Genomic DNA, 23,632 nt, shown 5'->3' on the forward strand with positions numbered 1-23,632 from the left:
CACGCTTCAGACATTCACTGAATTACTTAAAGATTAATTTACATTCACTTGAATTATTAAAACAGCGGGCCCTAGAATAGTTAGAGCACTAACGAAATGGATACCTGCCGTGGAAACGCGTGACCTTAACTTCTCTCACCTGCTCTGGATGACCGCCCATCACTGGCGGCTGGCGGTCGATCGCCGCCTGAAGGGGCTTGGCATGAGCCAGGCGAGCTGGGTGGCTGTCGCCGCTATCGCGCGCCATGAAACTCCGCTCTCGCAGGGCGAACTGGCGCAACAGCTTGGTGTGGAGAGCGCTACGCTGGTGCCATTGCTGAACCGGCTGGTGGCGCAGTCACTCATTGAGCGCGTCACGCCACCGGGCGATCGCCGCAAGCGCCTGCTGGTCGCGACCCCGCAGGGCCAGGCGCTGTTTGCGAAAGTGAAAGTGGAGGCAGACAGTCTCAGGGAGACTATCCTTTCCACCATTCCCCCGGAAGAACTGGCCGTGACGCGTCGCGTACTGGACCGTTTGTTGCAGGAAATCGAAAAACAGTCATGCGATCGGTGAAACACGACCCTTACGCGCCGCGAGAGTGGGCGCCCCATGAAAAACCGATGCTGCTCGGCTCACCGTCGACGCCGCACCACCCGTCTTATAAGCGTATCGCCTATGGCATCGTGGGGCTGCTGGTGTGCCTGACCGGCGCGCTCAGTAATGCGATGGTCACCGCCAATCTGCAAAATTTGCAGGGCACCTTCGCCGCCTGGTCGACGGAAATTGCCTGGCTGCCCGCGGTGTATGTGATGACGAACGTCTCCATCAACCTGCTGCTGGTGAAATTTCGCCAGCAGTACGGGCTGCGCGCCTTTACCGAAGGGTTCCTGGTGCTCTATGTGCTGGTGACGTTTTTCCACCTCTTCGTTAACGATATCAATACGGCCATCATGGTGCGCGCCGCCCACGGGATGGTGGGCGCGGCGTTGAGTTCCCTTGGCATCTATTACCAGATCCAGGCGTGGCCTGCGAAGCACCGCCTTAAGGCACTGACTATCGGTATTACGGGATCGCAGCTTGCTATCCCCATCGCCCGCCTGTTCTCCACCGAATTACTGGAGCTGGAAGAGTGGCGCGGCCTGTATCTGTTTGAACTGGGGCTGGCGATGATTTCGCTCGCCTGCGTCATCGCGCTCAAACTGCCGCCGGGCGATCGCCGCAAAGTGTTCGAGAAAAAGGATTTCATCACGTTCTGCCTGATGGCGCCGGGCATGGCGCTGCTCTGCGGCGCGCTGTCACTCGGGCGGCTCGACTGGTGGTTTGAGGCCCCGTGGATAGGCTGGGCGCTCGGCGGCGCGCTGGTGCTCATCGTGACAGCGATTGCGTTTGAACATAACCGCAGTAACCCGTTGCTTAACACCCGCTGGCTCTCCAGCGGCAGCATCGTGCGCCTCGGGCTTATCATGGTGTTGATTCGCATTGTGCTGGCCGAGCAAAACACCGGGCCTATCGGCTGGCTCCAGTATGTCGGCCTGCAAAATGAGCAGATGACGCACCTTGCGCTGGCGATACTGGCGGGCGTTATCTGCGGCATCGTCACCAGCGCGCTAACCATTAACCCGCAGAAAACCGTCTGGCCGATTGTGGTTTCGCTGGCGCTGATGATTATCGCCTCCTTGATGGACAGTCAGGCCACCAGCCAGACCCGCGCCGACCAAATGCTGATAAGCCAGTTTTTGCTTGGTTTTGGCAGCGCGTTTTTTCTGGCGCCGGCGATGCTTGCGGGCATCGGCGGCGTTATCGCCGACCCGCGCAACCTGGTGAGTTTTTCTGTGCTGTTCGGCATGAGCCAGAACCTCGGTGGGCTTATCGGCTCGGCCCTTCTCGGCACCTTCCAGACCTGGCGTGAGAAATACCACTCCAGCCTGCTGGCCGATCAGTTGACCACCCTTAACCCGCTGGTAAACGAACGGCTGTCGCAGTACAGCAGCCTGTGGGGCAATGTGCTTAACGATCCGACCTTACTTAACGCCCAGGCGGTACAGCAGTTGCAGACCGTCGCGAGCACCGAGGCGAATATTCTGGCCTATAACGATACCTGTTTACTGACGGCGGCCATCGCCGCTTCCACGCTGCTGTGGATTTTCTGGCGGCTTATCCGCCTGCGGCTCGCCGCACGACGGGCGCTAAAGCAAGCCATGCAGAGTGGCCAGTAACCTGACGATTTTTTGACTGACATAATTCTGGAGTAGTGATGAGCCAACAAGGCGCCCCCACCCCCGCGTCGCCGGAAAAAAACAACCTGCGCGTGGTGTCTTTTTTTGCCGCCGGTGCCATCGGGCTGGTCGGTCTGCTGGTGATTATGTACGCCTGGCAACTGCCGCCGTTCACCCGCCATGCGGCATCCACCGATAATGCCTACGTGCGCGGCATGACGACGTTTATCAGCCCGCAGGTCAACGGCTATATCACCGCCGTGAACGTGCAGGATTTCGCGCAGGTCAAACAGGGCGATGTGCTGATGACCATCGATGACCGCATCTACAAACAGCGCGTACACCAGGCGAAAGCGACGCTTGCCATGCGTGAAGCCGCTCTTGCCAATAACCTGCAACAGCGCCGCAGCGCCGAGGCGACCATCGAGCAGAATAAAGCGGCGCTGGCGAGCGCCCGCGCCCAGAGCCTGCATAATCAGGCGGATTTGCGCCGCGTTAAAGAGCTGACGCAGGACGGGTCGCTGTCGGTGCGCGAGCGTGACGCTGCTATTGCGAGCGCCGCCCAGGGCAGCGCGAGCGTCGAGCAGGCCGCCGCACAGCTTGAAGTCTCGCGCCAGAACCTGCAAAGCGTGATTGTGAACCGCGCCTCGCTGGCAGCAGATGTGGAAAATGCCCGTGCAGCGCTGGAGCTTGCTGAGATAGACCTGCAAAACACCCGTATTATCGCGCCGCGTGACGGGCAGCTCGGCCAGATTGCCGTACGTCAGGGCGGCTATGTCACTGCGGGGACACGCCTTACCTCACTGGTGCCGCCGCAGAACTGGGTCATCGCAAATTTAAAAGAGACGCAGCTTGCCGATGTGAAAACCGGCCAGCCGGTGACCTTTACCGTGGACGCGTTGAACGATGAAAAATTTGAAGGCCGCGTGCAGAGCATTTCGCCGGCGACAGGCGTCGAATTCAGCGCAATTACGCCGGATAACGCGACCGGCAATTTTGTGAAAATCGCCCAGCGGATCCCGGTGCGTATTGACGTGCTCGGCGACGCCGACAAACGCGCCCGTCTGCGCCCCGGCATGTCGGTGCAGGTCACCATAAACACGCGCAGCGAGGAGAAATAATGCGTCGCCCTTATTCGCTCATTGCCGCCGCGCTGCTGCTGACGGGTTGTCATACGAGTAGGGTTGAGCAGGCCCGCCCGTCGCTCATCATCCCCCCCGCCTGGCGCGCCGCAGTCGGGCCGTCGTCACCCACCGAAGGCTTCTGGTGGCGTAATTTTCACGATGTGGCGTTGAACCGTTATGTGGATCAGGCGCTGCGCTATAACAGCGATGTGCTGCTCGCCCGCGAACGGGTGAATCAGTATCAGGCGCAGGTGCAGGCGGCCCTGGGCGACCGCTTTCCGACACTCGACGCGGGCTTCAGCGCCGGGCGCAGCCGCTCGCAATCTGCCGCGACGGGCCTGCCGGTGTACGGCGACCTTTACAAAGGCAACCTGAACGCGACGTATAACGTCGATATCTGGGGCCGATACCGCAGCGCCGCCGATGCCGCCAAAGCGAGCCTGGAAGCCCAGAAAGCCGCCGCCGCCGCCGCAAACCTGACGGTGGCCTCGCAGGTCGCAAGCGGCTATATCACCCTTCTGGCGCTTGATGCGCAGTTACGCGTGACAACCTCAACGCTCGCCTCGCGCCAGGACGCGCTAAAACTGGCGCAGCGTCAGTATGAAACAGGTTACAGCTCGCGCCTGGAACTGATGCAGTCAGAATCGGAGCTGCGCGCCACCCGGGCGCAAATCCCGCAGATCCAGCACCAGATCACGGCACAGGAAAATGCGCTCAGCATCCTGACTGGCCAGAACCCCGGCCCCATTGCGCGCGGTGGCGAATTTGATGCCTTAAGCCCGCTGCCTATCCCCTCACGGCTGCCGTCATCGCTGTTAAACCGCAGGCCGGATATTGTGCAGGCGGAACAGACGCTGGTGGCAAGCGACGCACAGCTGGCCGTCGCCCGTGCGCGCCTGTTACCGGGGATTAATCTCACCGCGTCGGGGTCGCTTCAGGAGAACACCCTGCCGGAATTGCTCGCCAACCCGCTACGGCTCTGGAGCGTCGGGGCGAGCGTACTCGCCCCGCTGTTAAACCGCGAGGCGTTAAATGCACAGATTGACGTGACAACGTCACAGAAAAATCAGGCGTTATATAGTTATGAAAGCACCGTACGTAACGCGTTTAAAGAGGTGAACGACAGTCTCGATGCCGTCGAGCGGCTTGGCGAACAGCTCACCGAATTACAGGCGCAGGAACAGGCGGCGCAGGAGACGCTGCGCATTGCGCATAACCGCTACCAGAACGGCTACGCCTCTTACCTTGACGAGCTGGACGCGCGTCGAACGCTCTTCAGCGCCCAGCTCAATGTGGTGCAGGTGAAAAATAATCTGCTGCTGGCGCAGGTGGATCTCTACCGTGCGCTCGGCGGCGGATGGCCGGGCGCAGCGGCGCAGAGCGAGAAACCCGGCTATGCTGCTTATAACCCCCACCCGTAGTTTAACGCGCCTTCGCGGCGCGCTTTCTGGAGAGCGGTTCGATGCAGCAACAAGAATGGAGCGAAGTGGACGAGTATCTCGCGCAGGCGCTAATTCCCACCGATCCGCTGATGACGCAGGTACTGGAAAATAACCGACTGGCGGGTTTACCCCCGCACGATGTCTCGCCGTTACAGGGGCAATTTCTGGCACTCATGGTGATGATGACCGGCGCCAGGCGGGTGCTGGAAATCGGCACGCTTGGCGGGTACAGCACGATATGGCTCGCGCGCGCATTACCGGAAGAAGGCCTTGTGGTGACGCTTGAGGCCAATGCTGAACACGCTCAGGTGGCTGCGGCAAACCTGGCGCTTGCGAGCGTCACGCCGAAAGTGCAGTTGCGCGTCGGTCCGGCCGTAGAAAGCCTGCCGTTGTATGTGGACGAACCGCCCTTTGATGTGATTTTTATCGACGCCGATAAGCCAGGTAACCCGATTTATCTGGAATGGGCGTTATCGCTTTCCCGCTCCGGGACGTTGATTATCGGCGATAACGTCGTGCGCGGCGGCGCAGTCACTGACCCGCAAAGCGAGGATTTGCGCGTTCAGGGCGTGCGCACGTTTATCGAGATGCTCGGCAACCACCCACGCCTGCGCGCCACCGCGCTGCAAACCGTGGGGCATAAAGGCTGGGACGGCTTTACGCTCGCGGTCGTAAAATAGACGATTTTCTCGCAGCGGTGGGTGAAGTGTCACCCACCTTCACGGTCACTCTCTGGATTATCCGCCCACCTGCTCCATCGCCTGCAACACACGTTTGTCGGAAACAGGGTATGGCGTACCGAGCTGCTGGGCGAAATAACTTACGCGCAGCTCCTCAATCATCCAGCGGATCTCCTGCACGTCATCCTCGTCGCGTCGTGCAGGCGGCAGTTTGTTAAGCCATTGCTGCCAGGCCTGCTGCACGGCCTCCACTTTCAGCATCTGCGCGCGGTCGCGGTGCGGATCGACGGCCATTTTCTCAAGGCGTTTTTCAATCGCGTTAAGATAACGCAGCGTGTCACCCAGGCGTTTGTACCCGTTGCCGGTCACAAACCCGCGATACACAAGCCCGCTCATCTGCGCTTTGATATCTGAAAGCCCGAGCGCCATCGTCATATCCACTCGCCCTTTCAGACGTTTGTTGATATTGAAAACCGCAGTCAGGATCTGCTCCACCTGTCTTGCGATGTCTACCACGGTGTCGTTCAGCTGCGCGCGCACGTTCTCATGCAACTGCGTGAAGCCTTCCTGCGTCCATACCGGCCCGCCGTGCTCCGCAATCAGTTTATCGACGCCGCAGGAGATACAGTCGTCTATGAGATCCAGCACCTTACCGTACGGGTTGAAGTAAAGCCCAAGCTTCGCTTTGTTCGGCAGCTTCTCGTGCAGGTATTTAATGGGCGACGGAATGTTCAGCAATAACAGCCGACGCAGCCCGCGCCACATGGCGTGTTGCTGCTCCTGCGGATTATCAAACAGCCGAATGCCGACGCTCTCTTTCTCATCCACCAGCGCCGGGAAGGCTTTCACCTGGTAGCCGCCGCGTTTCTGTTCATAGCGCTCCGGCAGCGCGCCGAAACTCCAGATATGCAGCCCGCTCTGTTCAATACCGTCATCCGCCACCGCAGACAGCGTCTCCTGTACCTTTTCCTTCAGCCCTTCTTTAAGCGCGCTGAGATCTTTGCCCTCGCGCAGTTTGCGTCCTTTCTCATCCACCACGCGGAAGGTCATTTTCAGGTGATCGGGCACCTGTTCGGCCTGCCACGCCTCTCGGTCGATGGTGACGCCGGTCATGCGGCGCAATTCGCGCTCCAGCGCGTCAAAAAGCGGCAGTTCAAGCGGCGTCACACGCCCCAAAAACGCTTCGGCATAGTTCGGCGCGGGCACAAAATTACGGCGCACCGGTTTAGGCAACGATTTGATAAGCGCAATAATCAACTCGCGGCGCATTCCCGGCACCTGCCATTCGAAGCCCGCCTCTTCCACCTGATTTAACAGCGGCAGCGGAATATGCACCGTCACGCCGTCGGCATCGCCCCCTGGCTCAAACTGGTAGGTCAGGCGCAGCTTCAGGTTGCCCTGATGCCAGAAGTTCGGGTAGTCGAGCTTACTGACTTTCTCCGCGCCCTCTTTAATCAGCATGCTCTTTTCGAAATTAAGCAGATCCGGCGTGTCGCGGCTCGCCTTTTTCCACCAGGTATCGAAATGGCGAGCGGAAATCGCCTCGTGGCCGATGCGCTGGTCATAGAACTCAAACAGCGTGTCATCATCCACAAGAATGTCGCGGCGGCGCGATTTATGCTCCAGCTCTTCCACTTCGGCGCGCAGTCGCTGGTTTTCACGGAAGAACGCGTGGCGGGTCTGCCAGTCGCCTTCCACCAGCGCATGACGGATAAACAGCTCACGGCTCAGTATCGGGTCAATCTGGCTGTAGTTCACGCTTCGCGCAGCGACTATCGGCAGGCCGTACAGCGTGACTTTCTCGCTCGCCATAACCGCGCCCTGCCCGCGCTCCCAGTGCGGCTCGCTGTAAGAGCGCTTTATAAGATGCTGCGCTACCGGCTCGATCCACTCCGGATCGATACGCGCGGCGATGCGTCCCCACAGGCGGCTGGTTTCAACCAGCTCCGCCACCATCGCCCACTTCGGCGGCTTTTTGAAAAGCCCGGAGCCTGGGAAAATAGAGAAACGGGCGTTGCGCGCACCGGTGTACTCCTGTTTATCGGCGTCCTTCATGCCGATATGCGACAGTAGACCAGTCAGCAGCGCCGTATGCACCTCGCGGTAACCCGCCGGTTCGCTGTTAACCGGAATACCAAGCTCTTTCACCACCTGGCGAAGCTGGGTATAGATATCCTGCCATTCGCGCACGCGCAGATAGTTCAGATAGTCAGTACGGCACAGGCGGCGGAACTGGTTTGAGGAGAGCGCTTTTTGCTGCTCGCCAAGATAGTTCCACAGATTCACGAAGGCCTGGAAATCGGACTCTTTATCGTGGAAACGGCGATGTTTTTCATCTGAGGCTTGCTGTTTATCGAGCGGCCGCTCGCGCGGATCCTGAATCGACAGGGCGGAGGTGATAATCATCGCCTCGCGCACGCAGCCATGTTTTTGCGCCTCCAGCACCATACGCGCCAGACGCGGGTCCACCGGCAGCTGACTGAGCTGGCGGCCCATCGGCGTCAGCTTGTACACCGTCGCCTGTTCGTCGGTGGTAATGGCCCCAAGCTCTTCAAGGAGGCGCACGCCATCCTGAATGTTGCGCTTATCCGGTGCTTCGACAAACGGGAACGCCGCGATATCACCAAGCCCCAGCGCGGTCATTTGCAGAATGACGGACGCCAGATTAGTGCGCAGGATCTCCGGGTCGGTGAAGGCCGGGCGTGAGAGGAAATCGTCTTCGGAATAAAGACGAATACAGATACCTTCCGAGACGCGCCCGCAGCGGCCTTTACGCTGGTTGGCCGAGGCCTGGGAGACCGGCTCGATAGGCAACCGTTGCACTTTGGTGCGATAGCTGTAGCGGCTAATACGCGCTGTGCCCGGATCAATCACATATTTAATGCCCGGCACCGTGAGCGATGTTTCGGCCACGTTAGTGGCAAGCACGATACGCCGCCCGGCATGAGACTGAAACACCCGGTTCTGCTCGCTGTTGGAGAGCCGCGCGTAAAGCGGCAGCACCTCGGTATGCGGCAGATTCAGTTTCATGAGGCCATCGGCGGTGTCGCGAATTTCGCGCTCGCCGCTCATAAAGATCAGGATATCGCCCGGCCCTTCGCGGCCCAGTTCGTCGACAGCGTCGAAAATCGCCTGGAGCTGATCGCGCTCGGTGTCGTCTGCGTCTTCAACAATCGGGCGATAACGCACTTCTACCGGGTACGTGCGCCCGGAGACTTCGATAATCGGTGCGTTATTGAAGTGACGTGAGAAACGCTCCGGGTCGATGGTCGCTGACGTAATGATAATTTTAAGATCGGGACGCTTTGGCAGCAGTTCACGCAGGTAGCCCAGCAGGAAATCGATATTCAGGCTGCGCTCATGCGCCTCATCGATAATGATGGTGTCATACTGCATCAGCAGCCGGTCCTGCTGGATCTCCGCCAGCAGAATGCCGTCGGTCATCAGCTTGACCATCGTGTTGTCGCTGACGTGATCGCTAAAGCGCACTTTGTAGCCTACGCATCCGCCCGGCTCGGTTTGCAGCTCTTCGGCGATACGGTTGGCGACAGTACGCGCCGCAAGACGGCGCGGCTGCGTGTGGCCAATCAGCCCTTTCACGCCGCGGCCCAGTTCCATACAGATTTTAGGCAGCTGTGTCGTCTTACCGGAGCCGGTTTCACCCGCCACGATAACCACCTGGTTATCGCGTACCGCGTTGAGAATATCCTGTTTCTTCTGGCTGACCGGCAAGTTTTCCGGGTAGGTGATGGCAGGTCGTGCGGCTTCGCGCAGCAGGACTTTCCCTGCCGCCTCGGTCATCTCCTGGGAAAGCTGTTCGAAAAGCGCCTGCTGAGATTCAGTATTTTTAATCTTTCTTGCCCCATGCAGACGACGTGCGAAGCGGCTTTTATCGCGCAGCATCAAATCGTCAAGACGCGTCGTCAGGGCGGAGAGCGTAATAATTTGTTTTTCCATCATTGAGTTATATGGCCTGTTAACGGCCCGTCAAAGCTAAAGGTTTCATTAAGCGTAGAATATCACACCACGCTCTGGCGCGGCTTGTTCAAAAAATTAGAACATAGAATTCGATATATTGCGCTATCACTGTAATCGGTTTGTGAATAGAGTTGTCGTCAAGCAACGGGGGCAACCGCCCTGACAACCAAATCAAAAAGGAACACCCAATGAGCAAAGTACTCGTTCTGAAGTCCAGTATTCTGGCAGGTTACTCCCAGTCCAACCAGCTTTCCGACTATTTCGTCGACCAGTGGCGTGAAAAACACAGCGCGGACGAAATCACCGTGCGCGATCTCGCGGCGAACCCGGTTCCGGTGCTGGATGGCGAACTGGTTGGTGCCCTGCGCCCGAGCGATGCGCCGCTGACGCCCCGTCAGCAGGACGCGCTGGCGCTGTCTGATGAACTGATTGCTGAGCTGAAAGCGCACGACGTAATCGTGATTGCCGCGCCGATGTACAACTTCAACATCCCGACGCAGCTGAAAAACTACTTTGACCTGGTGGCGCGCGCTGGCGTGACCTTCCGTTACACCGAGAAAGGGCCGGAAGGTCTGGTAACGGGTAAACGCGCCATCATCCTGACCAGCCGCGGCGGCATCCATAAAGATACCCCGACCGATCTGGTGACCCCGTATCTGTCCCTGTTCCTGAGCTTTATCGGCATCAACGACGTGAACTTCGTGTTCGCCGAAGGCATTGCCTACGGCCCGGAAATGGCGACCAAAGCGCAGAGCGATGCAAAAGCGGCTATCGACGCGCTGGTCTCTGCCTGAGTTTACGTCTCGCCTGAGACAAAAAAACCGCCTTTCGGGGCGGTTTTTTTATACGCACGATAGCGCGTTACACTACCACCCACGGCGTTTCGTCGAGTGCAAACCCCAGCGTGTTATCGCGCACCTGATACCGGATCGTATAGGTGTACGGATCGTGCATATTGCGATCGCAGCACGGTTCGAAATAGTGCACCAGGCAGCGGAAGGTGAAAGTACTGTCGGTGATATCGGTTATCTCAAACGACTCCGGTTGATACGCATAGCGGATATCATCCGGGTGCTCGGACATCACCAGCTTTTTAAACAGCCCTGCGTTGGCGCGTAGCGTATCCGCGATGGCGGATAATGACGACGCCCGGCTCGGGTCAAGCGCCAGTGTATATTCGGTTGCCATAACGTTTCTCCTTTAAAAACGCGTTCTGAGCGTGACACAGACGCGCGTCAACGTCTGTTACCCGTGGGGGGTAGCGGTACTATTTTTTCATCCACTGACCATTAATACCGCGAACATATTCGCCAGGCTTGCTGCGGGTAACCAGCTTTTGCCCCGCCATTCTGGCAACGTCATCCACCGGCAGACCGTTCTGGCGGGCCACCTGACGGTAGCTTTCCGCCCGCGCCTGATTGATACGCGCCACCAGCGCCGTGGTGTCGGCGTCCTGCGTGACCGGCGCGAGATAGCCAGTCAGCGTTTCGCCGACGCGCCCGGCAGCGCGGGCTTCCTCAAGCGTCAGCGCGAAACTGGCCGGGCTTGCCAGCAGCAGCGTCAGGGTTAAGACGAGCAGGTTTCTCATCGTCGCGCCTCCTCAGAAAAGATCGCTGCGGCTTTGCAGCAACGCTTCGACGTCTTTATCCACTTTGATATGGATATCGTGCTCAATTTTCACGTTCATATTAATCGTGATGGGCTCTTTCGGTGCCGCCACCTCGATGCGCGGCGTGCAGCCGCAAAGCAGCGTGGCGGTGATGCCGCAAAGCAGCATAAACAGCGGTTTCATGGTTGTTCCTCGCAGGTCTTCCCTGACGTTGCCGTGCAGCGTGCGGCGGGTAGCGCTGCGTGTTGCTCAAGCCAGGACTGTAAATTGTCGCCAAAACGTAAACTACGCCAGAGCGTAAAAAGGTTTTCCTGATGTTGATAGTTAAGCCGCACGCCGCTGGTTTTACCCTCCACATGGCTTTCGCCCTGGAATTCCGAGCGCATCCGCAGCACGCCGAGATTATCAACATCAAGCCGCGTCCATGAGCGTGAAATCTCCATATAGCGCAGCCAGTTCACCGCCGCCGCGGCTGCAGCGTTATCGCGCGCCATCGCGTCGGCCATCTCTTTATCCACACGCAGCGTCAGCGGGCCGGGGCTGGTAAGCCAGCCGTCATGAACTATCCACTGCGGATGGTTAAGCCACAGCGGCAGCGCGCCGTTAATCGCACCCGACAGCGCCACTTGTTTCACATTGGTGGCGGTGATGAGTTCGCTCGACGAGATATGTTCAAGGCGCAGCAGCGCGGGCGTGTGCTGCGGCATGCGGAGCTGTTGCATCCGGATTTTACCGCCGAGAAGTGACGCGCTGACATCGCTTAACACCAGCGGACGCGCTTCACTCCACGGGTAACTGCCCTGTAGCGACGCCGTGATATCCCGCGCCGGCACCTGGCTTGCAATCTCTGCGATGTTAAGGCGCACCGGCCCGCGCGTGCCAAGCTGCCAGGTGGAATCGCTGAACCGGAACGGCAGCACGAAATCCACGCCATTGAACTGATTGTCTTTAGTCCAGGCGCTGCCCTGCTTCACCACGCCGTGGCCCCCCGCCTCGAAGCCCTGACCGTTGGCGGCAGAAAACGCCACCTGCGCGTAAAAATTACCGTCGCGCAGCAACAGCTTCCAGTCTGGCGGGATCAGCGGCTGGAACACCGCCAGCGGCTGCGGCGACCACCAGGCCTGCCCGCGCAGCCGTTCGCCGTCCCAGCGGCCATTAACGCGCACGGGCCCTATCGCTCCGGCGTGCAGGTCGCCTTTAAACAAAAACGCGCTCGGGTCGCGCCCGTTGATGCTGAAATTGAGCGTTGAAGGCGGCAGACTCGCACCGCTGGTAAAGCGTGTGGCACCCGCTTTAAGCGTCAGCGCGCCGTCAAGCGACGGTGACGCGCCTGCGCGTACCCAGCGCACCGGCGAACTGAGCGCCAGTTGCGGATGCGCTATCTCCATACTGCCGTACTGCCACTGGTCAAACTGCGTGGTGAGTTCGCTGAGCGTAATAACATCGTCGCGCCACTCGCCGCGCCCGCCGACAGACCAGCGCGAGCGCATCGGCACAAACGTGCCCTCGCCCCAGTAGCGCCAGCGCCACCGCCCGGCATCCGGCAGAAAATCCTCGGCACGCCCATCGAGATGCAGCAGCATGTCGCCCTGCCCGGGTTCGCTGGCGCGTGCGATGGCCTGAAGCCGTCCGTCGACGCCTTTTTCCGTCACCGTCACGCCCGCCAGCGGCCAGCGGATCTCCTCAATATTTAGCGCATCAATGATTCGCCCGCGCGAGCGCAGCAGCGCGCCCGGCTGGAAATGCAGCGCGGGTGACAGCAGCGGGCCGCGAAGCGTGGCGGGAAGCGTGGCATAAAACGCCAGCGCATCCTGTTTGGCCTCGCCAGTGATGCGCAGCGGCATATTGCTCTCACGCAGGCTCAGTTTACCCGGCCCGAAGGTAAGCACCGCGTTGCCCTTACCGGCATTGCCCTGCGTAACCACGTTCATGCGCCCACTGAGGCGCGCCGCTTCAATGCCGCCGCGCCAGTTCTCCACGCGCACCGCCACGCGGCCACTTAACGGAAAGCCCTGATACGGCCAGTGCCAGCGTCCGTCGCTGAAGGCGAAAGCGTCATGCCCCGCCTGCCAGGGAAGATCCAGCAGCGGATCGGGGTCATCTTCAGCAAAGACCAGCAGTTGCCCTTCTCCGCCACGCCACGCCAGCTCTGCGCGGGCGTGATACGGTGCCTGCGGCAGGGAAAACTGCGCCTGCGCCTCGCCTTTTGTGGGAATGCCGTCTGGCATCAGCGCGAGCGTGAAATCGCCCAGCAGCGTGACCGGCGGCTGGCCGTCAAAAGCATGAACACGTAATCGTTCAACCTTCAGCGCCTGGCCTACCAGCCGCGCTTTGATATCAATATTGTTACCGCTGAATGTCACCACCTGCGCCTGCGAGCTTAAGTTCGCCTTGAGCGCGCCGACATAATCCGGCAGAGAGGCAAGCGTGAGCCGTGCGATATCGACCTCACTTTGCGGCAACATTGCCTGCCACTGGGCCAGCGTGCGCGGCGCACCGGGCGCGGGGTCGTCGGGAATGGCGCTCAAGCAATCCGTGTTGAGCGAGAGTGCGTCAAGATGCAGCCGCCAGCGCGACGGATGGCTTAACACCACGTTTTGCGCATAGGCAAGTTCACAATTCCCCGCGAAATAGCGCAGATCCGGCAGCACTATCGCAGAGCGGGTCAGGCGTGGACGCGCTTCAAGCGCAATGCGCGTGCCTTTTGGCAGCCAGATACCGGCGAGCGTCGGCAACCAGTAGCCTGCGGTTAACAGCAGCGCCAGCGGGAGCAGCACAACCAGAAGTAATAAAGCGATGACGGCTCTGTATTTACCCTTCATGGGCCGTTAATATCCTGATTCAGCGAGAAATTATGCCGAAGAAAGCCAGTATTGTGACAGTTTTGGCAGGCCAGGTGAAGCCAGGGCGGCTCTGAAAGCATAGTTGACCTAGAATTAGAGGTAAGCGACTGTTCAACAATTAATTTTTAAACTTTGTAAGATAATTTTAACTATGCTAACGTGATCACAGAAAATCACTGGAGAAAGTCTTATGAAACTGGCGGTTTATAGCACAAAGCAGTACGACAAAAAGTATTTGCAGCATGTTAACCAGGAATATGGCTTCGAACTTGAATTTTATGACTTCCTGTTAACCCAGCGTACAGCGAAAACCGCGATTCAGTGCGAGGGCGTCTGCATTTTCGTGAATGACGACGGCAGCCGTCCGGTGCTGGAAGAGCTGAAAAAACACGGCGTGAAATTTATCGCGCTACGCTGCGCGGGCTTTAACAATGTCGATCTTGATGCGGCGAAAGATCTCGGACTCAAGGTGGTGCGCGTCCCGGCTTACTCTCCGGAAGCCGTGGCGGAACACGCGGTGGGCATGATGATGTGCCTGAACCGCCGCATTCACCGCGCGTACCAGCGCACCCGTGATGCCAACTTTAACCTCGAAGGGCTGACGGGTTTTACCATGTACGGCAAAACGGCGGGTGTTATCGGCACCGGTAAAATCGGCGTCGCGGCGCTGCGCATCCTGAAAGGCTTCGGTATGCGTCTGCTGGCATTTGACCCTTATCCGAGCGCCGCCGCGCTGGAAATTGGCGTGGAATATGTCGATCTGCCGACGCTGCTTTCACAGTCTGACGTCATCAGCCTGCACTGCCCGCTGACGCCGGAAAACTATCACCTGCTAAATCAGAACGCCTTCGAACAGATGAAAGACGGCGTGATGATCATTAATACCAGCCGCGGCGCCCTGATTGACTCTCAGGCGGCGATTGACGCGCTTAAACGCCAGAAAATCGGCGCCCTCGGTATGGACGTCTATGAGAACGAACGCGATCTGTTCTTTGAAGATAAATCCAACGATGTGATTCAGGATGACGTGTTCCGCCGTCTCTCCGCCTGCCACAACGTGCTCTTTACCGGCCATCAGGCATTTCTGACGGAAGAAGCATTAATCAGCATCTCTGAAACCACGCTTGAAAACCTGCGCCAGCTTGAGCGCGGCGAAACCTGCCCTAACGAAGTCGTGTGATCCAGACCGGCGCGCCCTCTGGCGCGTCGCGTCCTTGACCTCAGGGAGACACCCATGAAAAAAATCCTGATGACATTCCTGGCAGGCATGCTGCTTGCGGGCTGCAACAGCGTTTCTACCGCCTCGCACGTCACTGCGCAGACGCTGCAACATCACCGTTACGTCCTGCAAACCGTTAATGGCGCGCCGCTTGACGCGACACGCCGCGTGCCGGAGTTAAGCTTTGGCGAGCACATGCATGTATCAGGCAGTATGTGTAACCGCTTTATGGGCCAGGGCGAACTGAATGGCGATACGCTGCAGGTGAACGGGCTGGCGTCAACACGGATGCTGTGCGCTGAGCAACAGCTTAATGAGCTGGATAAACTGATAAATGAGATGTTAAGCCAGGGCGCGACGGTGAGCGTGGAGAAACAACAACTCACCCTGAAGTACCGCCAGTTCAGTCTGGTCTATAAACTGGCGGATCTGATGTAGCAAATCAGTACGCGGCGCAGGCACCGGTGGCGAGCGCCGCTTCGCTGCAACGTTTGCCGTTGGGCAGCGCGCACATGCCGGTCGTGGAGCCATCAAGCTGACGCGCGACCGACAGCGAGCCTCCAACCATCGCGCAGTTCGCCTGACCTGCGTTCGACATCGCAGCCCGCATTCCCGGCGGCACGTGGGCCGCAGTAGCCTGCTGAACGGGTTCGCTGCTGCATGCCGATAACATTAACGCGGCACATCCTACCCAAAACGCTGCTCGCATGGTTCTCCCCTTTCGTTGACAAGCAAAACCTGAGCATCATAGGCCGCCCGACGCGGCGCGTCGAGATTCACTCTGCTGCTTTTTTGGACGAAGACACATTTTTTTGCCATTTTCAGCCTCGCGCTCTTGATCCTGCGCATGAAATCATTCACCTCGCGAATAGTCAGTACACAAAAACGAAAATGCCGCGCCCACCCCTTTGCTAAAATTCCCTTATTACTACAGGGTCTGTTGTGACAGCGCAGATCGCACATGTGGCGCAATGTAAGGATCTTTTATGATTACTCTCGACGGCAATGGCGCAGTCGCGTCAGTCGCGTTTCGCACCAGTGAAGTTATCGCGATTTATCCCATCACGCCGAGTTCCACCATGGCGGAACAGGCAGACGCCTGGGCAGGCAACGGTATGAAAAACGTCTGGGGCGACGTACCGCGCGTGGTGGAGATGCAGTCCGAGGCGGGGGCTATCGCCACCGTCCACGGTGCGTTGCAGACCGGTGCACTGTCTACCTCATTTACCTCCTCGCAGGGGCTACTGCTGATGATCCCGACGCTCTATAAGCTCGCCGGGCAGTTAACCCCCTTTGTGCTGCACGTTGCGGCGCGCACCGTCGCCACCCATGCGCTGTCGATTTTCGGCGACCATTCAGACGTCATGGCCGTGCGCCAGACGGGCTGTGCGATGCTGTGCGCAGCGAGCGTGCAGGAGGCGCAGGATTTTGCCCTGATTTCCCATATCGCCACGCTGAAAAGCCGCGTGCCGTTTATTCACTTCTTTGATGGTTTTCGCACCTCGCACGAGATCAATAAAATCGCGCCGCTCGCCGATGAGACGATCCGCGATTTACTCCCGCAGGCGGAGATCGACGCGCATCGCGCCCGCGCGTTGAACCCGGAGCACCCGGTTATTCGCGGCACGTCCGCCAACCCGGATACCTATTTCCAGTCCCGCGAGGCGACCAACCCCTGGTATAACGCGGTTTATGACCATGTCGAACAGGCGATGAACGATTTTGCCGCCGCGACGGGCCGCCAGTACAAGCCGTTCGAGTATTACGGTCATCCGCAGGCCGAGCGCGTCATCATTCTGATGGGCTCGGCCTGCGGGACCTGTGAAGAAGTGGTCGATGAATTGCTCACCCGCGGCGAGAAAGTGGGCGTGCTGAAAGTGCGCCTGTTCCGCCCGTTCAGCGCACGTCACCTGCTGGCGGCGCTACCGCCGAGCGCGCAGCGCATCGCGGTGCTGGATCGGACCAAAGAGCCCGGCGCACTGGCGGAACCGCTGTATCTTGATGTGATGACCGCGCTTGCAGAAGCCTTCAACAGCGGCGAGCGCGACACCCTGCCTCGCGTGACTGGCGGGCGCTACGGGCTGTCGTCAAAAGAGTTCGGCCCGGAGTGCGCGCTGGCGGTGTTTACTGAACTGCGTGCTGAAAAGCCGAAACCGCGCTTTACCGTGGGCATTTACGACGATGTGACGCACCTCTCCCTGCCGCTGCCGGAAAACACCCTGCCTTCGCGCGCGCGTCTCGAAGCGCTGTTCTACGGGCTTGGCAGTGACGGCAGCGTCTCGGCGACTAAAAACAACATCAAAATTATCGGCAATGCCACTGCGTGGTATGCGCAGGGCTATTTCGTCTACGACTCCAAAAAAGCGGGCGGCCTGACGGTGTCACACCTGCGTGTCAGCGAGCGCCCGATTAACTCGGCGTATCTGGTAAACCAGGCGGATTTTGTCGGCTGCCACCAGCTGCAGTTCCTCGATAAATACCAGATGGCCGAGCGCCTGAAGCCCGGCGGTATTTTCTTAATCAATACCCCCTACCCGCCAGAAGAGGTCTGGCACCGGCTGCCGCAGGAGGTACAGGCGGTGCTGAATAACAAAGCGGCGCGGGTTTACGTAGTTAACGCCGCGAAAATCGCCCGCGAATGCCAGCTCGGGGCGCGTATCAATACCGTCATGCAGATGGCGTTTTTCCACCTCACGCAGATCCTGCCGGGCGACAGCGCCCTTCAGGCATTGCAGGGCGCTGTCGCCAAAAGCTACAGCAGCAAAGGCCAGGAGCTGGTGGAGCGCAACTGGCAGGCGCTGGCGCTGGCGCGCGAATCAATTTATGACGTTCCCCGCGAGGCCGTTGATACACAAAGCCACCTGCGCCCGCCGGTGGTTTCCGACGCCGCGCCGGATTTCGTTAAAACCGTGACCGCCGCGATGCTCGCAGGGCTTGGCGACGCGCTGCCGGTGTCGGCGCTGCCGCCGGACGGCACCTGGCCGCTCGGCACCACCCAGTGGGAGAAACGCAATATCGCGGAAGCGATCCCTGTCTGGAAAGAAGAGCTGTGCACCCAGTGCAACCACTGTGTCGCCGCCTGTCCGCACTCCGCCATCCGTGCCAAAGTTGTGGCCCCGGATGACCTTGCCGACGCGCCGCCCTCGCTGGCCTCGCTGGATGTGAAATCGCGCGACATGCGCGGTCAGAAATATGTGTTGCAGGTCGCGCCGGAAGATTGCACCGGCTGTAATTTGTGCGTCGAGGTCTGCCCGGCGAAGGACCGCCAGGATCCGGCGATCAAAGCTATCAACATGCGGTCGCGTCTGGAACATGTTGAAGTTGAGAAGCGCAACTACGGTTTCTTCCTGGGCCTGCCGGAGATTGACCGCAGCAAACTGGAACGCATCGACATTCGCACCTCGCAGCTCATCACACCGCTCTTTGAATACTCCGGTGCCTGTTCCGGCTGCGGCGAGACGCCGTATATCAAGCTGCTGACCCAGCTTTATGGCGACCGGCTGCTTATCGCCAACGCCACTGGCTGCTCGTCAATTTACGGCGGTAACCTGCCCTCAACGCCTTACACCACCGACGCAAACGGGCGCGGGCCGGCCTGGGCGAACTCGCTCTTTGAGGATAACGCGGAGTTCGGGCTCGGTTTTCGGTTGACGGTCGATCAGCATAAAGCGCGCGTCGAACGCCTGCTGGCGCAATTTGCCAGCCAATTGACGCCGGCGCTGAATGACGCGCTGCGAACCGAGGCCACGCCCGAGGCGCGCCGCGAACACGTGGCGCAGTTGCGTCAGCAGTTGCAGGGCGTGGAAGGCGCGCAGGAACTGCTGACCGACGCCGACGCGCTGGTGGAAAAATCTATCTGGCTGATTGGCGGCGACGGCTGGGCCTATGATATTGGCTTTGGCGGACTTGACCATGTGCTGAGCCTCACTGAGAACGTCAACATTCTGGTGCTCGATACGCAGTGTTACTCGAACACTGGCGGCCAGGCCTCGAAAGCGACACCGCTTGGCGCCGTGACGAAATTTGGCGAGCATGGCAAACGCAAAGCGCGTAAAGATCTCGGCGTCAGCATGATGATGTACGGTCATGTCTATGTGGCGCAGATTTCGCTCGGCGCGCAGCTGAATCAGACGGTGAAAGCGATTCAGGAGGCGGAGGCCTACCCCGGGCCGTCGCTGATTATCGCCTACAGCCCCTGTGAGGAACACGGCTACGATCTGGCGCTGAGCCACGACCAGATGCGCCAGCTCACGGCGACCGGCTTCTGGCCACTCTATCGCTTCGACCCGCGCCGTGCCGACGAGGGCAAGCTGCCGCTCTCGCTCGACTCGCGCCCGCCGTCAGACGCGCTCGCAGAAACCCTGCTGACCGAGCAGCGCTTCCGTCGGCTTAACGCCCAACAGCCGGAGGTGGCAGAGCAGCTCTGGAAAGACGCGGCGGCCGATTTGCAAAAACGCTACGACTTCCTGGCGCAGCTTGCGGGCAAAGCCGAAAAGGTCAGCGAATAGTTCTAGTGCTTCGCGTTATCGCCCCTGTTTTTGGCAGGGGCGTTCTCACCCAGCTCTTCCCGGCTTAACACCCGATACCAGGTAAATTTATCACCTGTTGTGCATTTTACCGCCACGCCGTGTAGATCCCCGTCCTTAATAAAAAAACCACGGTACTGATTTTCACCCACCGCTAAATAACGCGCTTTTTCGCCAAGCTCATAAATGGTTTGATAACGTTCGCCGCAGCGGAAGGTAGTGCGGGTATCGAACTGATAAAAGGAATTTAATAACGCACCGCCAATTGTGCGGGTATTTGCCATGATCAAACCCGGCATCACGCTGGCGAATGCCGCTACCAGTAATATCTGACTGCTCATAGGAACAGAAACGCGTTTTTTACGTCGCCGCACGCTGGCTTCTATAAAAACGGAAACCAGCATGATTAAGATATAGGAGATATTAAAAGCAATAAACGCGGCCATAAATAGCGTCAGACACCAGGCGGTATAGGGCATTTGCGCTGACGAAATATCCCAGGATTCGATGAGCACCGCACTGGCCAGCATTTTGGCGAAAAAGAGCACCAGTGCGAGCACCAGCGGCCAGGCTTTCCCGAGAATGGAGGCCACTGGCGGCGTCAACACTGATGTACAGAGCAAATAAAAGCGCACAAGGCAGATGGCGCCTAACAGGCAACAGGCCGCGACCAGCGACCACACCACCGTACCCGACGCATGCGCGACCGCCAGCAGAAAGCTTGCCGAGAGCAAAACCATTGTGGCTCTTGCCATCGCTATCAGCCCTTTCACACGGCTGTACTGCTGGCGCGGTAAAAACCGCTTCAGGCGTTTGCGCTCCTGAGCGTGAAACGCCGCGCGCCCTTGATATTCGATGAGATACGCACAGATCCACAGCATATTAAACCAGACCGCCGCGCCCACGAGCGACGGGTGGTGGGTTTTATTAGCGAGAGCAAGCAGCACGAGCGTAATGACCCAGTTAACACTCCAGAAGAGGATAAGCGCGGGCAGCTGGCGCGACAGTTTATGCAGTAAAGCGAACATGACCTTCCCTGTGTCTGAAAACGAATGTGATAGGCGCCCACCATAATGAGTAATAATTTTAGTGGCAACCTGACCGCACAGGTTTAATTACCCGTAGTCACTATTGGGTTTTATATAATCATAACCACTGTCCCTCCCTGAATTAAGAGAGGCCACCAGGTATAATCTCAAGGTGTTATTGGCTATACTTCGCCGCTTGCCTGAAACGGGTGTTACGGTGACATACGAGGAAGAGATGCATACTTTAGGAATGATTATTGGCGCACTGATTGTTATTTTTATCGTCATGGCGATGAAAAAGCGTAAGCGTTAATCCTACACACCAGCGCCGCATCCCTGCGGCGCTGGTGTTTTTACAGCGACATATCCACCACAATACGCCCGGTAATTTTCCCGTTACGCATACGGTCGAAAATATCGTTGATATTCTCAAGCGGTTCCACGGCAATTTCCGCCGCCACCTTTTTATGCCCGGCGAAATCCAGCGCCTCCTGCAAATCCTTACGTGTTCCCACAATCGATCCGCGCACCGTCGTACCATCCAGTACCATATCGAAAATAGAAAGATCGAATTTACCCGGCGGCAGACCGTTTAACACCATCGTGCCGCCACGGCGCATCATGGTGGTCGCCTGGGCGAACGCTTTTGGCGACACCGCCGTCACCAGCACGCCTTTCGCGCCGCCGAACGTGTCATGGAAATAGCTACCTGGGTCAACTTCCAGCGCATTCGCCACGACCTGCGCGCCGAGACGTTTGGCAAAGTCGAGTTTATCGTTATCGATATCCACCGCCGCGACGTTCAGCCCCATCGCCGTGGCGTACTGGATAGCAAGGTGCCCTAAGCCCCCGATGCCGGAAATCACTACCCAGTCGCCTGCTTTGGTGTCGGTCATCTTCAGCCCTTTGTAGACCGTGACACCCGCGCAAAGAATCGGCGCGATACTGTTAAAATCGACATTGTCCGGCAGAATACCGACGTAGTTAGCATCGGCGAGGCAATACTCAGCAAAGCTGCCGTTGACCGAATACCCGGAGTTTTGCTGGCCGTGGCAGAGGGTTTCCCAGCCGCCGAGGCAATGTTCGCAGTGGCCGCAGGCGGAATAGAGCCACGGCACCCCGACGCGATCGCCCTCTTTAATGTGCGTGACCCCCTGGCCCACCGCCACGACGTGCCCTACGCCTTCATGGCCCGGAATAAACGGCGGGTTCGGTTTTACCGGCCAGTCGCCTTCCGCGGCGTGCAGATCGGTATGGCATACGCCTGTCGCGGCGATTTTGACCAGCACCTTGCCCGGCGTTACTTCCGGTACCAAGACTTCCTGGATCTCAAGCGGCTGCCCGAAGGCTTTTACAACCGCCGCTTTCATTTTCATCACTTTCATCAGTCACCTCGTTAGCGGATAGTTCAGATGTTGTTCAGATGGATCAGAAAAGGTTCAGAGGCTGGATGTCGTAGCTGACCAGCAGATTTTTCACCTGCTGGTAATGTTCCAGCGCTTTCTTATGCGTTTCGCGGCCAATACCGGAATTTTTGTATCCCCCAAAGGCGGCATGGGCGGGATACAGGTGGTAGCAGTTAGTCCAGACGCGGCCCGCTTTGATTTCGCGCCCCATACGCCAGGCAAGATTGGTGTCGCGCGTCCAGATGCCCGCGCCGAGGCCGAATTCGGTGGCGTTCGCCAGTCGCAGCGCCTCATCCGCGTCTTTAAAGGTGGTTATCCCAATAACCGGCCCGAAGATCTCTTCCTGGAAGAAGCGCATCTCGTTTTCGCCTTTAATCAGCGTCGGTTCGATGTAGAAGCCTTTCTCCAGCGCTGCGCCGTGGTTGAGCCGCGAACCGCCCGCAAGGATCTGGCCGCCCTCACCGCGTGCAATGTCGATGTATGAGAGGATTTTGTCGAACTGCTCCTGAGAGGCCTGTGCACCAATCATGGTGTCCGTATCATAGGGGTCGCCTTTACGAATGTTGGCCATACGCGCCAGCACACGTTCCATAAAGGGTTCGTAGATAGATTCCTGAATCAGGGCGCGGGAAGGACAAGTGCACACTTCCCCCTGGTTAAAGAAGCCCAGAATCAGGCCTTCGGCCGCTTTCTCAATAAATTCCGGCTCTGCCTGCATGATGTCGGCAAAGTAAATATTAGGCGACTTTCCGCCAAGCTCGACGGTGCTGGGGATAATATTTTCCGCCGCGCATGCAAGAATATGCCGTCCGACCGGGGTTGAGCCGGTAAACGCGATTTTCTCAATACGTTTGCTGCGCGCCAGCGCTTCGCCCGCCTCCTGCCCGAACCCGTGCACCACATTGACCACACCCGGCGGCAGTAAGTCGCCGATAAGCTCCATCAGCACTGAAATACCCAGCGGGGTCTGCTCGGCGGGTTTCAGCACGACGCAGTTACCCGCCGCCAGTGCAGGCGCAAGTTTCCATGCCGCCATCAGGATCGGGAAATTCCACGGGATTATCTGGCCGACGACGCCAAGCGGTTCGTAGATATGATAGGCGACCGTGTACTGATCGATTTCCGCTACGCTGCCCTCCTGGGCGCGCAGACAACCGGCGAAATAGCGGAAGTGATCCACCGCCAGCGGAATATCCGCGTTCAGCGTTTCGCGAATTGGTTTACCGTTATCCCAGCTTTCGGTAAGGGCCAGCTGTTCGATATGGCCCGCCATGCGATCGGCAATCGCGAGCAGCAGGTTTGAGCGCTCCTGCACGCTGGTTTTGCCCCAGGCAGGCGCGGCGGCATGTGCGGCATCAAGCGCACGTTCGATATCCGCCCCGTTAGAGCGCGGGAACTCCGCCACGGTCGCGCCCGTCACCGGCGTGGTATTCGTAAAATAGTGTCCTTCGACAGGCTCGACAAACTGACCGCCAATATAGTTTCCATAACGCGTTTTAAAGCTAATGAGAGCACCAGGCTGACCGGGGTGAGCGTATTTCATGGCAGATTCCTCAGTGTAGCGACAATCGGTTAAGCACA

19 protein-coding genes are annotated in these 23,632 nt (G+C 58.6%); 10 read left to right on the forward strand and 9 right to left on the reverse strand.

Annotated features, from left to right (window positions below; all coding sequences use genetic code 11):
* Positions 1 to 109: 109 nt before the first annotated feature.
* The 5 genes from AFK62_RS10175 to AFK62_RS10195 are packed head-to-tail and all read left to right on the forward strand — an operon-like array spanning position 110 to position 5,442.
* Complete coding sequence (locus tag AFK62_RS10175; protein ID WP_007675384.1) at positions 110 to 553, forward strand: MarR family winged helix-turn-helix transcriptional regulator; 444 nt, start codon at positions 110 to 112, stop codon at positions 551 to 553.
* Positions 541 to 2,196: an MFS transporter gene (locus AFK62_RS10180; RefSeq protein ID WP_007675386.1), complete on the forward strand. Its 1,656-nt coding sequence runs from the start codon at positions 541 to 543 to the stop codon at positions 2,194 to 2,196. Before AFK62_RS10175 ends, AFK62_RS10180 begins: the two co-directional genes overlap by 13 nt.
* 38 nt (positions 2,197 to 2,234) lie before the next feature.
* Positions 2,235 to 3,317 (forward strand): HlyD family secretion protein, encoded by a 1,083-nt coding sequence (locus AFK62_RS10185; RefSeq protein WP_053531890.1) that lies wholly within the window; start codon positions 2,235 to 2,237, stop codon positions 3,315 to 3,317.
* Positions 3,317 to 4,741, forward strand: coding sequence for an efflux transporter outer membrane subunit (locus AFK62_RS10190; protein WP_007675392.1), 1,425 nt, complete (start codon positions 3,317 to 3,319; stop codon positions 4,739 to 4,741). Before AFK62_RS10185 ends, AFK62_RS10190 begins: the two co-directional genes overlap by 1 nt.
* 41 nt (positions 4,742 to 4,782) lie before the next feature.
* Positions 4,783 to 5,442, forward strand: coding sequence for an O-methyltransferase (locus AFK62_RS10195; RefSeq protein ID WP_007675396.1), 660 nt, complete (start codon positions 4,783 to 4,785; stop codon positions 5,440 to 5,442).
* Between the two features lie 57 nt (positions 5,443 to 5,499).
* Here AFK62_RS10195 and hrpA read toward each other — a convergent pair whose 3' ends face one another.
* On the reverse strand, positions 5,500 to 9,402 hold the full coding sequence (gene hrpA / locus AFK62_RS10200) for an ATP-dependent RNA helicase HrpA (protein ID WP_053531891.1): 3,903 nt from the start codon (positions 9,400 to 9,402) through the stop codon (positions 5,500 to 5,502).
* Positions 9,403 to 9,608: 206 nt separating this feature from the next.
* Between hrpA and azoR the strand changes: the two genes are divergently transcribed.
* Positions 9,609 to 10,214 (forward strand): FMN-dependent NADH-azoreductase, encoded by a 606-nt coding sequence (gene azoR / locus AFK62_RS10205; RefSeq protein ID WP_007675405.1) that lies wholly within the window; start codon positions 9,609 to 9,611, stop codon positions 10,212 to 10,214.
* Positions 10,215 to 10,281: 67 nt separating this feature from the next.
* Here azoR and AFK62_RS10210 read toward each other — a convergent pair whose 3' ends face one another.
* From AFK62_RS10210 to AFK62_RS10225, 4 genes are all read right to left on the reverse strand, one after another.
* Positions 10,282 to 10,608 carry a hypothetical protein gene (locus tag AFK62_RS10210; RefSeq protein WP_007675409.1) on the reverse strand — a complete coding sequence of 109 codons (327 nt, stop codon included), beginning with the start codon at positions 10,606 to 10,608 and terminating at the stop codon, positions 10,282 to 10,284.
* Positions 10,609 to 10,687: 79 nt separating this feature from the next.
* On the reverse strand, positions 10,688 to 11,008 hold the full coding sequence (locus tag AFK62_RS10215) for a YdbL family protein (protein ID WP_007675413.1): 321 nt from the start codon (positions 11,006 to 11,008) through the stop codon (positions 10,688 to 10,690).
* Positions 11,009 to 11,020: 12 nt separating this feature from the next.
* Entirely contained in the window at positions 11,021 to 11,212 is a 192-nt protein-coding gene (locus tag AFK62_RS10220) for a YnbE family lipoprotein (RefSeq protein ID WP_007675414.1), read from the reverse strand.
* Positions 11,209 to 13,851 (reverse strand): YdbH family protein, encoded by a 2,643-nt coding sequence (locus tag AFK62_RS10225; RefSeq protein WP_007675416.1) that lies wholly within the window; start codon positions 13,849 to 13,851, stop codon positions 11,209 to 11,211. Before AFK62_RS10225 ends, AFK62_RS10220 begins: the two co-directional genes overlap by 4 nt.
* A 211-nt stretch (positions 13,852 to 14,062) precedes the next feature.
* On the opposite strand from AFK62_RS10225, the gene AFK62_RS10230 reads away from it, so the two are divergent.
* On the forward strand, positions 14,063 to 15,052 hold the full coding sequence (locus AFK62_RS10230; RefSeq protein ID WP_007675420.1) for a 2-hydroxyacid dehydrogenase: 990 nt from the start codon (positions 14,063 to 14,065) through the stop codon (positions 15,050 to 15,052).
* 54 nt (positions 15,053 to 15,106) lie between these two features.
* The gene (hslJ, locus tag AFK62_RS10235) at positions 15,107 to 15,529 is read left to right on the forward strand and encodes a heat shock protein HslJ (RefSeq protein WP_007675422.1); all 423 of its coding nucleotides are present in this window, start codon (positions 15,107 to 15,109) and stop codon (positions 15,527 to 15,529) included.
* A gap of 4 nt (positions 15,530 to 15,533) precedes the next feature.
* Here the strand turns inward: hslJ and AFK62_RS10240 are convergent, their stop codons facing one another.
* Positions 15,534 to 15,800, reverse strand: coding sequence for a putative hemolysin (locus AFK62_RS10240; RefSeq protein WP_032984544.1), 267 nt, complete (start codon positions 15,798 to 15,800; stop codon positions 15,534 to 15,536).
* Between the two features lie 277 nt (positions 15,801 to 16,077).
* Here AFK62_RS10240 and nifJ point away from each other — a divergent pair, with 277 nt between their 5' ends.
* Positions 16,078 to 19,599 (forward strand): pyruvate:ferredoxin (flavodoxin) oxidoreductase, encoded by a 3,522-nt coding sequence (gene nifJ, locus AFK62_RS10245; protein WP_007675425.1) that lies wholly within the window; start codon positions 16,078 to 16,080, stop codon positions 19,597 to 19,599.
* 2 nt (positions 19,600 to 19,601) lie between these two features.
* On the opposite strand, the gene AFK62_RS10250 is transcribed toward nifJ, so the two are convergent.
* A complete protein-coding gene (locus AFK62_RS10250) occupies positions 19,602 to 20,645 on the reverse strand; it encodes a hypothetical protein (protein ID WP_007675426.1) in 1,044 nt (347 codons plus the stop codon).
* Positions 20,646 to 20,823: 178 nt separating this feature from the next.
* Between AFK62_RS10250 and AFK62_RS22990 the strand changes: the two genes are divergently transcribed.
* On the forward strand, positions 20,824 to 20,958 hold the full coding sequence (locus AFK62_RS22990; RefSeq protein ID WP_264358477.1) for a hypothetical protein: 135 nt from the start codon (positions 20,824 to 20,826) through the stop codon (positions 20,956 to 20,958).
* A 40-nt stretch (positions 20,959 to 20,998) separates the two neighbouring features.
* Here AFK62_RS22990 and adhP read toward each other — a convergent pair whose 3' ends face one another.
* Positions 20,999 to 22,030: an alcohol dehydrogenase AdhP gene (gene adhP / locus AFK62_RS10255; RefSeq protein WP_007675436.1), complete on the reverse strand. Its 1,032-nt coding sequence runs from the start codon at positions 22,028 to 22,030 to the stop codon at positions 20,999 to 21,001.
* A gap of 43 nt (positions 22,031 to 22,073) precedes the next feature.
* A complete protein-coding gene (gene exaC, locus AFK62_RS10260) occupies positions 22,074 to 23,594 on the reverse strand; it encodes an acetaldehyde dehydrogenase ExaC (protein ID WP_007675439.1) in 1,521 nt (506 codons plus the stop codon).
* Positions 23,595 to 23,632 lie beyond the last annotated feature (38 nt).

This window comes from Cronobacter condimenti 1330, from assembly GCF_001277255.1.
Lineage (GTDB): Bacteria > Pseudomonadota > Gammaproteobacteria > Enterobacterales > Enterobacteriaceae > Cronobacter > Cronobacter condimenti.